General features: G+C 62.4%; 11 protein-coding genes and 2 pseudogenes. 7 read left to right on the top strand and 6 right to left on the bottom strand.

Going from position 1 to position 15,325, the window contains the following annotated elements:
* Nucleotides 1-98 precede the first annotated feature (98 nt).
* From EL22_RS05795 to EL22_RS05775, 5 genes are all read right to left on the bottom strand, one after another.
* Nucleotides 99-386 carry an amphi-Trp domain-containing protein gene (locus EL22_RS05795; RefSeq protein ID WP_050050597.1) on the bottom strand — a complete coding sequence of 96 codons (288 nt, stop codon included), beginning with the start codon at nt 384-386 and terminating at the stop codon, nt 99-101.
* Between the two features lie 137 nt (nt 387-523).
* Nucleotides 524-1,000 (bottom strand): 50S ribosomal protein L11, encoded by a 477-nt coding sequence (locus EL22_RS05790; protein WP_049952550.1) that lies wholly within the window; start codon nt 998-1,000, stop codon nt 524-526.
* 102 nt (nt 1,001-1,102) lie between these two features.
* Complete coding sequence (cutA, locus tag EL22_RS05785) at nt 1,103-1,405, bottom strand: divalent-cation tolerance protein CutA (protein ID WP_050050596.1); 303 nt, start codon at nt 1,403-1,405, stop codon at nt 1,103-1,105.
* Nucleotides 1,406-1,496: 91 nt separating this feature from the next.
* Nucleotides 1,497-1,682 (bottom strand): HEWD family protein, encoded by a 186-nt coding sequence (locus EL22_RS05780; RefSeq protein ID WP_050050595.1) that lies wholly within the window; start codon nt 1,680-1,682, stop codon nt 1,497-1,499.
* Between the two features lie 208 nt (nt 1,683-1,890).
* The gene (locus tag EL22_RS05775) at nt 1,891-3,402 is read right to left on the bottom strand and encodes a phosphoenolpyruvate carboxykinase (ATP) (RefSeq protein ID WP_050050789.1); all 1,512 of its coding nucleotides are present in this window, start codon (nt 3,400-3,402) and stop codon (nt 1,891-1,893) included.
* A gap of 283 nt (nt 3,403-3,685) precedes the next feature.
* On the opposite strand from EL22_RS05775, the gene EL22_RS05770 reads away from it, so the two are divergent.
* The 5 genes and pseudogenes from EL22_RS05770 (at nt 3,686) to EL22_RS05750 (ending at nt 12,370) form a co-directional block, all read left to right on the top strand.
* On the top strand, nt 3,686-5,266 hold the full coding sequence (locus tag EL22_RS05770) for a DNA-directed RNA polymerase subunit B'' (protein ID WP_050050594.1): 1,581 nt from the start codon (nt 3,686-3,688) through the stop codon (nt 5,264-5,266).
* A 6-nt stretch (nt 5,267-5,272) separates the two neighbouring features.
* Nucleotides 5,273-7,101 (top strand): annotated as a pseudogene (rpoB, locus tag EL22_RS05765) (DNA-directed RNA polymerase subunit B).
* A gap of 1 nt (nt 7,102) precedes the next feature.
* Nucleotides 7,103-9,154: pseudogene (locus EL22_RS05760) on the top strand (DNA-directed RNA polymerase subunit A'); the annotation flags it as partial.
* Between the two features lie 26 nt (nt 9,155-9,180).
* Nucleotides 9,181-10,581 carry a globin-coupled sensor protein gene (locus tag EL22_RS05755; RefSeq protein ID WP_343123184.1) on the top strand — a complete coding sequence of 467 codons (1,401 nt, stop codon included), beginning with the start codon at nt 9,181-9,183 and terminating at the stop codon, nt 10,579-10,581.
* A gap of 121 nt (nt 10,582-10,702) precedes the next feature.
* Complete coding sequence (locus tag EL22_RS05750) at nt 10,703-12,370, top strand: globin-coupled sensor protein (protein WP_050050592.1); 1,668 nt, start codon at nt 10,703-10,705, stop codon at nt 12,368-12,370.
* Between the two features lie 60 nt (nt 12,371-12,430).
* On the opposite strand, the gene EL22_RS05745 is transcribed toward EL22_RS05750, so the two are convergent.
* Nucleotides 12,431-14,020 carry an aldehyde dehydrogenase family protein gene (locus EL22_RS05745; RefSeq protein WP_050050591.1) on the bottom strand — a complete coding sequence of 530 codons (1,590 nt, stop codon included), beginning with the start codon at nt 14,018-14,020 and terminating at the stop codon, nt 12,431-12,433.
* A gap of 116 nt (nt 14,021-14,136) precedes the next feature.
* On the opposite strand from EL22_RS05745, the gene EL22_RS18395 reads away from it, so the two are divergent.
* Both EL22_RS18395 and EL22_RS05740 read left to right on the top strand, forming a co-directional pair.
* Entirely contained in the window at nt 14,137-14,274 is a 138-nt protein-coding gene (locus EL22_RS18395) for a hypothetical protein (protein WP_231587892.1), read from the top strand.
* Between the two features lie 27 nt (nt 14,275-14,301).
* Nucleotides 14,302-15,267: a proline dehydrogenase family protein gene (locus EL22_RS05740; protein ID WP_050050590.1), complete on the top strand. Its 966-nt coding sequence runs from the start codon at nt 14,302-14,304 to the stop codon at nt 15,265-15,267.
* Nucleotides 15,268-15,325 lie beyond the last annotated feature (58 nt).

Genomic DNA, 15,325 nt, shown 5'->3' with positions numbered 1-15,325 from the left:
GAAATCCCATGACGAACTTAAAACCGTCGAACCGCGCGCTCGTAGACCGCGACGTCATGCGAGGGCCTGACGGGGCCGTGAAAACCGCACCTGATCGTTCACTCTTCGACGACGTCGGGCTCGGGGAGCGGGTCCTCCTCGTCGGTGCGCATCCACTCGAGTTCGAACTCGATGCTTCGCTCGACGCCGTCGTCTTCCGGTTCGTCCTCGAGTTCGAGTTCGAACTCGAGCGACTCGGGCGGTGCGATGGCGACCGTTTCGTCGCCTATTTCGAGGTCGAACCCCTCCGAGGAACGCAAGTTCTCCGCGAACGTCTCGAAGTGGGTCGCGACGTCTTCGCGCGAGAGCGTGCTTTCGTACTCGAGTTCCGTCTCGTCGTCGGACATAGACGTGGCTTTCGGGCCCAGAAAAATAACGCTACTCCCGGTCCGTGCCGGTTGCTGGAAGTGCGATTGTATCACCGAGCGATATCTCTCGAGGGACGAACAACGAAAATCGTGAGCTCGATCGGGGAGCTCTCGAGTTACTCGACGAGAACGTCGTCGTACTCGCCGTCGTCGACCTTCGCCTTGAACTCGCGGGCGTCGTCGCCCTCGATGGTGACGCCCATCGAGGCGCAGGTGCCGACGACCTCTTTGGCGGCATTTTTCGTGTCGTAGGCGAGCAGGTCCGGATGTTTCTGCTCGGCGATCGTTTTGACCTGTTCGACCGAGATGTCGGCGACGAAATCGACTTGCGGTTCGCCGCTTCCCGTCTCGAAGCCGGCCTCGTCTTTAACGAGCGCCGCCGTCGGCGGGACGCCGACGTCGATCGAGTAGGAGCCGTCTTCGTCGTACTCGACGGTGACAGGTACTTCGGTGCCGTCGAACGCTTCAGTCTGTTCGTTGATGTCGTTGACGACCGCCTGCACGTCGACGGGCGTCGGTCCGAGCTCGGGACCGAGCGGTGGGCCAGGGTTGGCCTGGCCACCCGGAACGAGCACTTCGATGGTTCCAGCCATACCCGAATGAATCCTCGCTCGAGTTTTAAGGGTTGCTTTTTCGGGCAGTCCGATCCTGTGACAATCTGACAGGGAGAGTGACCGGCGGCCCGACGACCGTCGTCAATCGACGTTCTCGGCTCGCCAGGTCGCGAACGACTCGAGTACGTGATCCTCGTCGAAGCGCTCGATACAGGGGACCTCGTGGGGGTGTACCTCCTCGACGCGCGCGAGGAGATCGTCGTAAGCCTCGTCGGTCGTCTTCGCGAGCAGGATGGCTTCCGCTTCTCGTTGAATCTCGCCCTCCCACCGATAGATCGACTCCGACGGGAGTCGATTCACGCAGGCGGCAAGGCGCTCCTCGAGCAGGGTTTCGGCGATCTCCGCGGCCGCGTCCGGCGGCGATGTGAGATAGACTGTCGGCACGGATCGAGAGACGGCTCAGCGGTGGAAAAACGTCGCGGCTCGAGAAGTGAGCACCCGGCTACGCGCTCGCTCTCCCGGTGCTTGTGACGGGTTAGTTTCCTTGAATCGGATTGAACGCGCCGTTAATATCCCACTCGTGGAGACAGTGCGGGTTTCCGACTTGTTTTTCGCCGTTTTCGGTTGCAAGCTGCCAGGCTTCAAGCGTTTCGTCCCACCGTTCACCGCGACCACACCGTTCACAGACGCGGGCGGTCGGAGTTCGAAGTTCGACGCTCATTGGCGGGTATGCGAACTGGACACATATAACCGTGACTGTGTTCGGCAAACGCTGCATGTATCGGCGAAAAATCGTGAAGAATTCAGCGAGTACCATCGAGACAGAGCCACTATTGGAATATCGTAAATTCGAAGAAACCGAACAGGTTTCGAGCGCCGTCCGAGTCGCCGAACCGGATCGATCGTCAATCCCACTCCGATTCGAGCGGTCAGTAGACGGCGTCGACGATCTCGTCGCGGAGTTCGCCGAATGCCTCGAGATAGGCGCGTCGGTCCGCCCGCAGCGAGGATAGGGCGTCGTCGTAGTCGTCGACGTGGTCGGGGACGTAGTACTCCTCGATGGCGAGTCCCGGCACCGACTCGGGGATGGTCAGTCCGGTCCGTTCGTCGTCGGTCCACTCGATCGTTCCGCGCGCGACTTCCGTGAGGACCGTCACGGACTCGGTGACGCCGATGTCCTTGGACTCGTCGCCGAGATAGCCGGTGTTGATCACATAACAGTCGACATCGAGATCGTCGATCAGGTCCTGGAAGATGTTGCCCTCCTCGCCCTCCGGACCGACGATGAATGGATTCGTTCCCACCACGCGGATCGACTCGCCCGCGCGGGATGGGTCGCCCGCGCTGGTCTCGATCGATTCGCCGAGCATGAACGCGGCGGCGGCCTGCTCGGTGTCGAGTTTCGCAACGGGTGGCATCAGCGGGTTGCGCGTGATGAAGAAGACCTGGTCCATCCGGTCGAGGTCGATCTCTTCGTCGGCGCTCTCGAGTTCGTCGCGCTGGACGACCGCGCGCGAATTCGAGGTGTATCGCGGCTCGTCGAAGTCGACCGTTCCGTCGTCGTCGACGGCGACGTTCTCGAGGACGGCGGATTCGGCCGTCGCCGCCTCGTAGAGGCCCGGTTGTTCGTCGGGATCGAGACCGATGGTTTTGATGAACAGCCCGCCGCCCTCGCTTCCGGGGACGGAGCCGTCGGGCAACAATCCGCAGACGTCGTCCTGGACCATCACGGCCGCTTCGGGCTCCTCGAGCCAGCAGCCGTGTGAGGTTAGGGTCGACTTACCGGTCGCCGAGAGGCCCATGAAGACCTGGCCGACGGTCCGGAGGTCGCCGTCGTCGTCGCGGACGCGAACGCGCTTGCTGCCCGCGTGGAGACCGAGGCCGCCGCGTTCTTTGATCCGACGCATGAACAGCCGGAGGAACGACTTCTTCGCCTCGCCGAGGTAATCGGTCCCGAGAACGGCGGTGAACCCCTCGTCGGGGAGGACCCGGATCGCCCGCTCGTCGTAGTCGGGCGCCTGGACGGTCACGAAGTCGGGGTCGCGGCCGTCCGTCGGCTCGAACAACTTCGCCCACGCCAGCGCGATCCGAGCGTGTTCGACCGGGACGAACAGCCGACAACAAAACGTCGCGTCGGGGTGGCGACCCAGCAACCGGTCGACGCAGAGCATCTCCCGCTCGTCGGCGATGGCTACGGCGTCGGCGAGCAGATCGGAGTCGTCGTCGGAGAACTCGGCATCGATCGCGTTTTTCGTCCGGTCCGCGCTTCGAGAGCGCACCTCGCTGACGTACGACGGCGACCCGTACTCGGTCGTCGTCTCGTCCGGGCTCGCGAACTCGCGCAGTTCCTCGAGCGACGGGTTGGTTCGGACGTTCGACGCTGTGATCGGATCGGGAAGCTGTCTGACCAGCGGACGGGACTCCGCCCCGGTTTCGGACATATACATGACCGGCCACCATCCGACCGTATAAACCCGGAGGTTTTTGATCGAAGTATGTCACGACCTACCCTGGTCGAAGCTATCAGATGGAACCTACTACCGAGTAACCGCTGAAACGGCCCGGATACGGTTTCCGATACAAAGGGTAATTAATCTGTTTGGTTTGAGATTTAACTCGGGTCGGAGATAAGATATTTCGAGATCAGCATCCCGTTCGAGACGCCCGGAAAACCGACGGCGGACGACCGATCAGGCGGTCATTTACCGACTCGTGGTGGAATAAATGGCAACAGAACTCAACAGATCCAAACGACGGGACATTTCGCGCGAATACTTCTCGAAGGAACGACTCGCAGAACATCACTACCGCTCGTTCAACTCCTTTCTCAACCGAGGGATGCAACGTGTCGTCGACGAGAAGGAGACGATCGATACGGACATCGGCGACAAAGAGGGCGAAGAGCCAGTGCACGTCGAACTCGGCGACGTCCGCGTCGTCACACCCCGCGTTCGGGAAGCCGACGGGTCCGAGGAGCTGTTGTACCCGCAGGAGGCTCGACTCCGAAACATCACCTACTCCGCGCCCGTATTCATGGAGATGTCCATCGTCAAGGGCGAGGAGGGCGATCAGCGGGTCGTCGACTCCACGGAGACGAAGATCGGTCGGATGCCGGTCATGGTCGGCTCCGATAAGTGTAACATCGCGGGCTTTTCGGATCAGGAACTGATCGACATCGGCGAGGACCCGGCCGACCCCGGCGGCTACTTCATCGTCAACGGCTCCGAGCGCGTGCTCATGACCAGCGAGGACCTCGCGCCGAACAAGATCCTCGCGGAGTACGATACCAAGTACGGCGACGAGATTCAGGTCGCCAAGACGTTCTCCCAGCGCCGTGGCTATCGCGCGCTTGTGCTGTGTGAACGTACTCGAGACGGCCTCCTCGAGGTCTCGTTCCCGTCCGTTTCGGGCTCGATCAACTTCGTCACGCTCGTTCGCGCGCTCGGACTCGAGTCCGACGAGGAGATCGTCCACAAGGTCTCGAACGACCCCGAGGTCGTCAAGTACATGCTCGAGAATCTGGAGGAAGCCGAGGTCCAGACCGAAGAGCAGGCGATCGAAGAACTCGGGAAACGAGTCGCCTCCGGGCAGGGCAAAAACTACCAGCTCAAACGAGCGAACTACGTCATCGACCGGTACCTGCTCCCGCACCTCCACGAGGACGGCGTTGAGGAGGAAGACGTCCGAATCAACAAGGCACACTACCTCTGTCGGATGGCCGAGGCGTGTTTCGAACTCGCGCTCGATCGACGCGAATCCGACGACAAGGACCACTACGCGAACAAGCGCCTGAAGGTCAGCGGCGACCTGATGAAAGACCTGTTCCGGACGGCGCTCAACAAGCTGGCCCGGGACGTGAAATATCAGCTCGAGCGAGCTAACATGCGAAACCGTCAGCTGTCGGTCAACACCGTCGTTCGATCGGACGTGCTCACGGAACGACTCGAGCACCCGATCGCGACGGGCAACTGGGTCGGAGGCCGGTCGGGCGTCTCCCAGCTGGTCGACCGGACCGACTTCATGGGAGTTCTGTCACACCTTCGCCGCCTTCGCTCGCCGCTCTCGCGGTCACAGCCACACTTCGAGGCGCGGGACCTGCACGCGACCCAGTGGGGTCGCATCTGCCCCTCGGAGACGCCCGAGGGACCGAACTGTGGGCTGGTGAAGAACTTCGCACAGGCGATGGAACTCTCCCAGAACGTCGAGGACGAACAGGAACTCAAACGCGAACTGGCGTCGATGGGAGTCGAGGGGATTCCCGGCATCGAAGGCATCGAGCGAACGACGTCGCCCGCAGACGACTAACCACTAATGAGTAGCCAACAACGAGAAGCCAAGGTGTACGTGAACGGATCGCTGGTGGGGACCCACGACGATCCGCACGAACTTGCCGAACAGATCCGCGAAGCACGACGTCTCGGCGACGTCTCGGAGATGGTCAACGTCTCCGTCAAAGAGCGCACGCGCGAAGTGATCATCAACGCCGACGCCGGACGGGCGCGACGGCCGCTGTTGGTCGTCGAGGACGGCGAACCGCGGATCTCCGACGAGGAGATCGAAGCGCTCCAAAACGACGAACTCGAGTTCGAGGACCTCGTCGCCCACGGCTACATCGAGTTCATCGACGCGGAGGAAGAAGAGGACATCTACGTCGCGGTCGACGAGGACGATCTCAACGAACGCCACACGCACCTCGAGATCGACCCGCAGCTGATCTTCGGGATCGGTGCGGGGATGATTCCGTACCCGGAACACAACGCCTCGCCGCGGATTACGATGGGTGCGGGGATGGTCAAACAGTCGCTGGGGCTGCCCTCTGCGAACTACCGGATCCGTCCAGACACGCGCCAGCACCTGCTGCACTATCCGCAGCTCTCGATGGTCAAAACGCAGACGACCGAGCAGATCGGCTTCGACGAACGGCCTGCGGCGCAGAACTTCGTCGTCGCCGTGATGAGCTACGAGGGGTTCAACATCGAGGACGCGCTGGTCATGAACAAAGCCAGCGTCGAGCGCGCGCTCGCTCGCTCGCATTTCTTCCGGACCTACGAGGGCGAAGAACGACGCTACCCAGGCGGACAGGAGGATCGATTCGAGATCCCCTCCCAGGACGTCCGCGGTGCTCGCGGCGAAGAAGCTTACACGCATCTGGACGAGGACGGATTGGTCAACCCCGAAACGGATGTCGACGAAAACAGCGTCCTGCTCGGGAAGACGAGCCCGCCGCGCTTCCTCGAGGAGCCCGACGACATGGGCGGTCTCTCGCCGCAGAAACGCCGCGAAACGTCGGTCACGATGCGCTCGGGAGAGAGCGGCGTCGTCGACACGGTCACACTGATGGAAGGCGAGGATGGCTCGAAGCTCTCGAAGGTCTCCGTGCGCGACGAGCGGATCCCCGAACTCGGGGACAAGTTCGCCAGCCGCCACGGCCAGAAGGGGGTCGTCGGCCACCTCGCACCACAGGAGGATATGCCCTTCACCGAAGCGGGCGTCGTCCCCGACCTCGTGATCAATCCGCACGCGCTGCCTTCGCGGATGACCGTCGGACACATCCTCGAGATGATCGGCGGCAAACTCGGCGCGATGGAGGGGCGGCGCGTCGACGGGACGCCGTTCCTCGGCGAGGACGAAGACGAGCTACGAGGCGGACTCGAGGAGTCCGGCTTCGACTCGTCGGGCAAGGAGACGATGTACTCCGGCGTCACGGGCGAGAAGATCGAGGCCGAGATCTTCGTCGGGATCATCTTCTACCAGAAGCTCTACCACATGGTCTCGAACAAACTGCACGCCCGCTCTCGCGGGCCGGTGCAGGTGCTCACCCGGCAGCGACCGAGGGTCGCGCCCGCGAGGGCGGACTCCGTATCGGAGAGATGGAGCGGGACGTCTTCATCGGCCATGGAGCGGCCATGACGCTCAAGGAACGACTGCTCGACGAGTCCGACCGCGAGTTCATCAACGTCTGCGGACAGTGTGGGATGAGCGCGGTCGAGAACGTCGAGCAGCGTCGGGTCTACTGCCCGAACTGCGACGAGGAGACCGACATCCACGAGATCGAGATGAGCTACGCGTTCAAGCTCCTCTTAGACGAGATGAAGGCGCTGGGTATCGCACCACGACTGGAACTAATAGACGCCGTCTAACATGCAAGATAGCACACCAAAAGACATCGGATCGATAAACTTCGGGCTCATGGAGCCCGAGGAGTATCGGGAGATGAGCGCGACGAAGATCATCACCGCGGACACCTACGACGACGACGGGTTCCCCATCGACATGGGGCTGATGGACCCGCGACTGGGCGTCATCGACCCCGGTCTCGAGTGCAAGACCTGCGGGAAACACTCCGGGTCCTGTAACGGCCACTTCGGCCACATCGAACTGGCCGCGCCGGTTATCCACGTCGGCTTTACGAAACTCATCCGACGCCTCCTTCGTGGCACCTGCCGGGAGTGTTCGAAGCTCCTGTTGACCGAGGACGAACGCGACGAGTTCCGCGACGACATCACCGAGTCGCGGAAACTCGGCCGCGACCTGAACGATGTCACCAAGGCGGCGATTCGACAGGCGCGAAAGAAGGACCGGTGTCCACACTGCGGCGAAATTCAGTACGACATCGACCACGAGAAGCCGACGACCTACTACGAGGTCCAGCAGGTTCTCACCAGCGAGTTCTCCCAGCGCATCGCCGGCGCGATGCAGGGCGACGAGGAGGAAGGCATCGAGCGAACGACACCCGATGAACTCGCCGAGAAGACCGACATCGAAATCACTCGAGTCAACGAGATCCTCTCGGGGTCGTTCCGCCCGCGCGAGAGTCAGCGCAAGGCCATCGAGAAGGCACTCGACATCGACCTCACCGAGGAGGACACGAACAAGCTGATGCCGAGTGACATCCGGGACTGGTTCGAGGCGATTCCCGACGAGGACATCGAGGTGCTCGGCATCGACGCCGACCGCTCCCGGCCGGAGTGGATGATCCTCACCGTCCTGCCGGTGCCGCCGGTGACGGCGCGGCCGTCGATCACGCTCGACAACGGCCAGCGTAGCGAGGACGACCTCACGCACAAGCTCGTGGACATCATCCGGATCAACCAGCGGTTCATGGAGAATCGCGAGGCTGGTGCGCCACAGCTGATCATCGAGGATCTCTGGGAACTGCTCCAGTACCACGTCACGACGTTCATGGACAACGAGATCTCGGGAACGCCGCCGGCCCGCCACCGCTCGGGTCGCCCCCTCAAAACCCTCAGCCAGCGACTGAAGGGCAAGGAGGGCCGATTCCGCGGCTCGCTCTCGGGCAAGCGCGTGAACTTCTCCGCCCGAACCGTCATCTCGCCCGACCCGACCCTCTCGCTCAACGAGGTCGGGGTACCGGATCGCGTCGCCTCGGAGATGACCCAGACGATGCTCGTCACCGAGCGAAACGTCGAGGAAGCACGACGGTACGTCGCGAACGGGCCGAACACGCACCCCGGCGCGAACTACGTTCGCCGGCCCGACGGCCGCCGACTCAAGGTCACGGAGAAAAACTGTGAGGCGCTCGCGGGCATGACCGAGGACTCAGACGCCGAGGGCATTCAGACGATCGGTCCCGGCTGGGAGGTCAACCGGCACCTCATCGACGGCGACATCATCATCTTCAACCGTCAGCCGTCGCTGCACCGGATGTCGATCATGGCCCACGAGGTCGTGGTCATGCCGTACAAGACGTTCCGACTGAACACCGTCGTCTGTCCGCCGTACAACGCCGACTTCGACGGCGACGAGATGAACATGCACGCGCTGCAAAACGAGGAGGCTCGAGCAGAGGCCCGAGTTCTCATGCGCGTGCAAGAACAGATCCTCTCGCCGCGCTTCGGTGAGAACATCATCGGCGCGATTCAGGATCACATCTCGGGAACGTATCTGCTTACCCACGACAACCCACGATTCAACGAGACGCAGGCACTCGACTTGCTCCGTGCGACGCGGATCGACGAACTGCCCGAACCCAGCGGTATCGACGACGAGGGAGAGCCGTTCTGGACCGGCCGGGACGTCTTCTCCGAACTCCTGCCGAACGATCTCGATCTCGAGTTCATCGGAACGATCGGCGAGGACGTCATCATCGAGGACGGACAGCTCATCGAGGGAACCATCGCCGAAGACGAGGTCGGCGAGTTCGGTGGCGAGATCGTCGACACCATCACGAAGCAGTCGATCAGTCCGAGAAACTCGGCATCGACGGCGAATCGCTGGCGTGGCGAAAGGAGTTCACGCGATTCGACGAGAGCGATCGGAAACGACTCGAGGAAATCTCGTCGGTCATCCGATCGCAGTCAGACACCATCGCTCAAACCATCGCAGATCACTCGATCGAGATGGGAACCATCGACTCGGCCGGTGCCGAGAACCTTCGACAGCAAACGTACGGCTACGTAGACCAGATGGCGTCCGGGTCGTACGGGAGGCAGTATTATCAGGAACGGGCAGACGCGGGCGAGCGCTACGAGCAGATGGGAGTCGAGCCCAGTATCGTCATCGGCGCTTACACCATTCACACTGAGATCCTGGCCGAAGGGATCGCGACTGATATGCTCGAGGAGATCGGCGTCGCGGACGCCGATTCCGATGCCGACGTCGCCGCCGATACCGTCCGAGATGGCGTCGAGACGCTGGTTCAGCGGATCGTGTCGATGGTCAAGTTACTGAACTTAGACCAGCAGGTCGCGGTCGATCAGTACGTCAAGTCCTACGCCAACCTCGAGGAGGACCTCGAGCGCCGCGAATCGATCGCCCAGCGAACCCAGGAGATGGTCGCGGAACTCCGGGATGCGACTACAGACGTCCAACAAGCCTCGAACGAGATCGATGCGATGACCTCAACACAGTCCGAATCGATCTCGACGGTCACGAGCGAAGTTTCGACGGTCTCCGCGACGGTCGAGGAGGTCGCCTCGAACGCACAGGAAGTCAGTTCGACCAGTGACGAGAGCGCCGAGTTCGTCGAGGATTCCCTCGAGAACGGCGAGCATGCGATCGAGAGCATGGAAAGCGTCGAGCAAGCGACCGAACAGGTCTCCGAAGACGTCGAGGCCCTGCGAGAGGGTGTTCAAGAGATCGACGAGGTCGTCGAGGTCATCAACGACATCGCAGACCAGACGAACCTGCTCGCGGTCAACGCCTCGATCGAGGCCGCAGACAGCGGCCAGACGGGCGATCGGTTCGCGGTGGTCGCGAACGAGGTGAAGTCGCTGGCCGAAAACTCCAAAACGGAAGCGAAGAACATCGAACGCACGGTCACGCAGATCCAAGAGGACACCGAACACACCGCGACGAGTCTCGAGACGGCGATCGAGGAACTGGACGAGAGCGTCCAGATGGTCCAGGAGACGGTCGACAACCTCTCGCGTATCGAGGATCTGGTCAGCGACACTTCCGAGGGAATCAATCAGGTCGCGGAGGCGACCGACGATCAAGCGGCGAGCATCGAGGAAGTCGCAAGTATGACAGAAGAGGCGAAACGTCAGACTGAGGAAGTGTCTGATAAGTCCGAAGAAATCGCCGACGTCGCGGACGAGCAGTTCGACCTCATGGACGACCTCGAGACGGAAGCAAAACGACTGACTGAGGATCAGTAACGCGAATCTGTTTGTGTTGAATCGCTCCGTTCAGAGCCGTCAGTCCCGCCTCCAGAAACCCCGTCTGCCCGGAATAACAAGTGGATTTATATACTCAAAAGAGAATTGAAAAATCGTTATTATGACCGGTGATGGGAGCGAGTACAAGATCTCTGATGCGGATCGTCGAAGCGTTAGCGGGTCGCAGTTGACCGACGAACTCGGCATCGACGCGACGCGGATCGAGTGGCGAAAGGAATTCACGCGGTTCGACCGGGAGGACGTGCGTCGTCTCGAGTCGATGTCGGGGCTGTTAGATTCCATCGCGGACGATCTCGTGGACGACTTCTACGCGGAGATGCAGTCTCACGAGGAGACAACCGAGATACTGAACGCCTCGAGCAAGGAGGTCGAGGCGCTCAAACGCACCCAGGCGGAGTACCTCAGGGACCTGGGTCGGGGCGAGTACGGACAGCAGTACTTCGATCGGCGGGCGAAGATCGGGAAGCTACACGATATGCTCGATCTCGGTCCGGAAATCTATCTGGGCGCGTATTCGATCTACTACGAGGGGATTCTCGAGGCGGTCGCGAGCGAAGCCAAAGATCGGCCGACGCTTGCCCGCGAGCCGACGGAAACCGAGCCGACAGCAACGGCGGAGTCGCCTGCGGGTTCGGGCGTCGCGGATGCGGATGCGGCGGATTCAGGCACGACGGGGGATGTGGGCGCGGCGGAGACGGATGCAGCACCGGGTTCGAGCGCGGCGGCGACGAAAGCTCGAGACGAGACGCTTCTCACCGCGAGTGAGGCGCAGGCGGCGGTCGACGAGGCCGTCGACGAGGTCGTCGAGCGCACGCTCTCGGCGCTCAAACTCATCAATCTCGACCAGCAGGTCGTGATGGACACGTACATTCACTCCTACGCGGACATCGAGGCGGAACTCAGACGGCGCGAGCGGGTGTCAGAAAGCGTCGAAGCGAGCGTCTCGGAGCTTCGCGAGTCCGCCGACGATGTCGTCGAGCGGTCGAACGAAGTCGGTCAACTCGCCGACGAGCAAGTCGAATCGATGTCCCAGGTGTCCGGCGAAGTCTCGAGCCTCTCGGCGACGGTCGAGGAAATCGCCTCGAACGCCGAGGAGGTCAGTTCGACGAGCGAGAACGCCAGGGATATCGCTGATAACGCCTCCGACACGGCCGGAGACGCACTCGAGAAGATGGAGAGCCTCGAGCAGGCCGCCAGTGAGGTCTCGGAGGATGTCGAGAACCTCCGCGAGCGGGTCGAGAAGATCGACGAAATCGTCAAGGTGATCAACACGATCGCCGATCAGACGAACCTGCTGGCGATCAACGCCTCGATCGAGGCGGCGACCGCGGGCGAGGCCGGTGACAGCTTCGCCGTCGTCGCAGACGAGGTCAAAGCCCTCGCCGAGGAGTCTCAGGAGGAGGCGACGAACATCGAGCAGATGATCGAAGAGATTCAACGCGAGACCGAGAGCACCGTCGAGAGCATGAATCGGGCGGGAGCCGAGACCGACGATGCGGTCGATCTCGTCGAGGACGCCGTCGAGGACCTCAACCGAATCGAAACCTCCGTTCAGGAAGCGACGACCGGCATTCAGGAAGTCGCCGACGCGACGGACGATCAGGCCGCAAGCACCGAAGAGGTCGCCAGCATGACCGACTCCTCGATGGGGAAAGCCGAGGAGATCGCCGAGGCCAGCAACGAAATCGCCGAGGCCAACGAATATCAGGCCGAACTCGCCGAGGAGATCGAGGCCGAGGTCCACAACCTACGGGATCACGACGACTAACGCTCGTTATCGGAGCTACCGACGGCTCCTGTTCGATCTCCTCAGTCACGTTCCGCGTCGCTACTCGCGTTTTTCGCCGGTCGTGATGTCCGCGGAGAGCCCCTGTGCCATCTCGATCTCTCTCGAGTTGTTCACCGTCCAGGCGGTGCGTTCCGTGACCGCCTCGATGGCTTCTCGCGCGCTCGGATAGCCGTTGCCGGATTTCTTGACGCCGCCGAACGGTAGCTGGATCTCCGCGCCGATACACGGCAGGTTCGCGTATGCGAGCCCCAGTTCCGCGTGGTCGCGAAAGCGGTTGATCTGTCGGTAGTCCTCGGAGATGATCGCGCCCGCGAGGCCGTAGGGGGTGTCGTTGTGGATCTCGAGCGCCCGGTCGATATCGCCGTCGTACTCGATGAGCGCGACGTGCGGGCCAAAACACTCCTCGTTTAGCGAACGCAGGTCGGGGTCGTACTCAATTTCGTAGACGAACGGCCCAACCCAGTAGCCGTTCGCGTTGCTGTCGCTTCCCTCGCCATCGGCGGCGGTGGCCGCCCCGTTTTCGTGTCCCTCGGGAATCTCTTCGTCCCCGAGTTCGAAGCGGTCGACGAGCACCTCGGCTCCTTCCGTGCGGGCCAGTTCGTTGTGTCTCGCGATCTTTTCGACGTGATCGGGCTCGATCACCGGCCCCATGAACGTGTCCTCCTCGAGCGGGTCGCCTACCGAGATTCGCTCGGCGACATCGACGAAGCGGTCTTTGAACTCCTCGTAGACGTTGGTGTGGACGATCAGGCGCTCAGAAGAGACACAGCGCTGGCCGGTGGTCTTGAAACTCGACATGACCGCGGCGTGGACGGCGATGTCGAGGTCTGCCTTCTCGGTGACGACGATGCCGTTCTTGCCGCCCATCTCGCAGGCCGCGAGTTTGCCGGGTTCGCCGCCGACCTTGCTTGCGATCTCCTGGCCGACTTCCGCCGAACCGGTAAAGAGGACCGTGTCGACGCGCTCGTCGTCGGTGATGGCCGCGCCAGCGTCGCCGAAGCCCTGGACCATGTTGAAGACACCGTCTGGAACGCCCGCGTCCTCGAACATCTCGGCGATGATCTGGCCGCACCACGGCGTCTGTTCGGCGGGCTTCCAGACGACCGTGTTGCCCTCGACCAGTGCGATGGCCATGTGCCAAAAGGGAATCGCGACGGGGAAGTTCCAGGGGGTGATACAGCCGACGACGCCGCGCGGTTTGCGGCGCATGTACGCGTCTTTCGAAGCGATTTCGCTCGGGACCACGTCGCCGTGGGGGTGGCGAGCGTTGCCCGCGGCCCACTCGACCATGTGATAGGCTTCGACGACATCCGCCCGCCCCTCCGAGATCTCTTTGCCGCACTCCTTCGTGACGATCTCGCCCAGTTCGTCCGTCCGCTCGCGGAGTTCGTGGTAGATGTCCCAGAGGTGTTCCGCGCGATCGATGTAGGAGAGCGCCCGCCACTCGTCGGCGGCCTCGGCGGCGGCCGCGAGCGCCCGGTCGACGTCCGACTCGGTTCCGCGTTCGAACGTCGCGAGCGCCTCACCGGTCGCCGGGTTCGTGCTGTCGAACGTCTCCGTTCCGTCGCCGGCGGTCCACTCGCCTGCGACGTAGTGTCCGTACGGATCTTCGGTCGATTGGCGGTCCATACGCTTCGTTCACCCTCGAGAGAATTGTAGCTACCCCTCACGAAGCGGAGAGATGGTGTAAAATAAATAGAATACAGGAAATATATAATATGTGCGGTGGAGAATACGGTACATCAATGTCTGAATCAGTCGGTCGGCTCCCGGACGTGTCGGCCTCGTCCGCCGAGCGGAACTCGGACGCATCGAAGGCGCCGACGCTCGAGCGCTCTTCTGGGACCGCCAGCACTCAAAGCGGATATCGGTGTAGCGCTTAAGCACCCTCGGCCGAAATATCATGTGGGATGATACCACCGATCGCTACCCGGTTCGTCGCCGGAACGTCGCCAGCGACGGCCCTCGAGCACGTCCAGGCGCTCGACGACGAGGAGGTCGGAGCGATCCTCAACGTGCTCGGCGAACACCACGCGGACCCGGACGCGGTCGCCGCGGACGTCGACGCCTACCGGTCGCTCGTCGACTCCATCGCGCGAACGGCGTTCGACGCCTGCATCTCGGTCAAGCCTTCGCAGATCGGCCTCGATATCGGCTCCGAGGAGTTCGAGTCGAACCTCAAGCGGATCGTCTCCCAGGCGGCTGAACGCGGCGTCTTCGTCTGGGTCGACATGGAAGATCACACGACGACCGATGCGACCCTCGAGGCGTACGAACGGCTGGCTCGAGAGTACGCGCCGGACCGGGGCGCTCGAGCGACGGAACCGGCTGATGGCGAGCCGACGGAATCGGCTGCGAGCGAGACGACGGCGGCGGCGACGAACGGGTCGGGCGAAGCGGTGGACGAGGACCGGGCGGCCGTCGAGGGGGTCCTCGGGCTCTGTCTGCAGGCGAACCTCAAACGCACGCGCGAGGACGTAGAGCGGTTGGCGGACGTGCCGGGCAAAGTCAGACTCGTCAAAGGGGCCTACGACGAGCCGAAGTCCATCGCCTACAAAGAGAAGGATCGGGTCGACGAGGCTTACCGAACCCTGCTCGAGGACGCCTTCGAGAACCGAGACGGCGGAATCGCGGTCGGGAGCCACGATCCGGAGATGATCGACTACTCGAAGCAGTTACACGAGGAGCACGGAACGCCCTACGAGGTCCAGATGCTGATGGGCGTTCGGGGCGACGCGCAACGCGACCTGGCGGCCGACGGCGTCACGGTCTATCAGTACGTTCCCTACGGCTCGCGCTGGCTGTCGTACTTCTACCGGCGCGTCCGCGAACGAAAGGAGAACCTACTGTTCGCCGTCCGCGCGATCCTTTCGTGAGCGACAGCCGTACGTTTCGTCCGTAGCGACCGGTGTTAGACCGCGAACGACAGAGCAA

It is taken from the genome of Halostagnicola sp. A56 (assembly GCF_000691505.1).
Taxonomy (GTDB): Archaea; Halobacteriota; Halobacteria; order Halobacteriales; family Natrialbaceae; genus Halostagnicola.
This window is presented reverse-complemented; position numbering and strand designations above follow the sequence as displayed.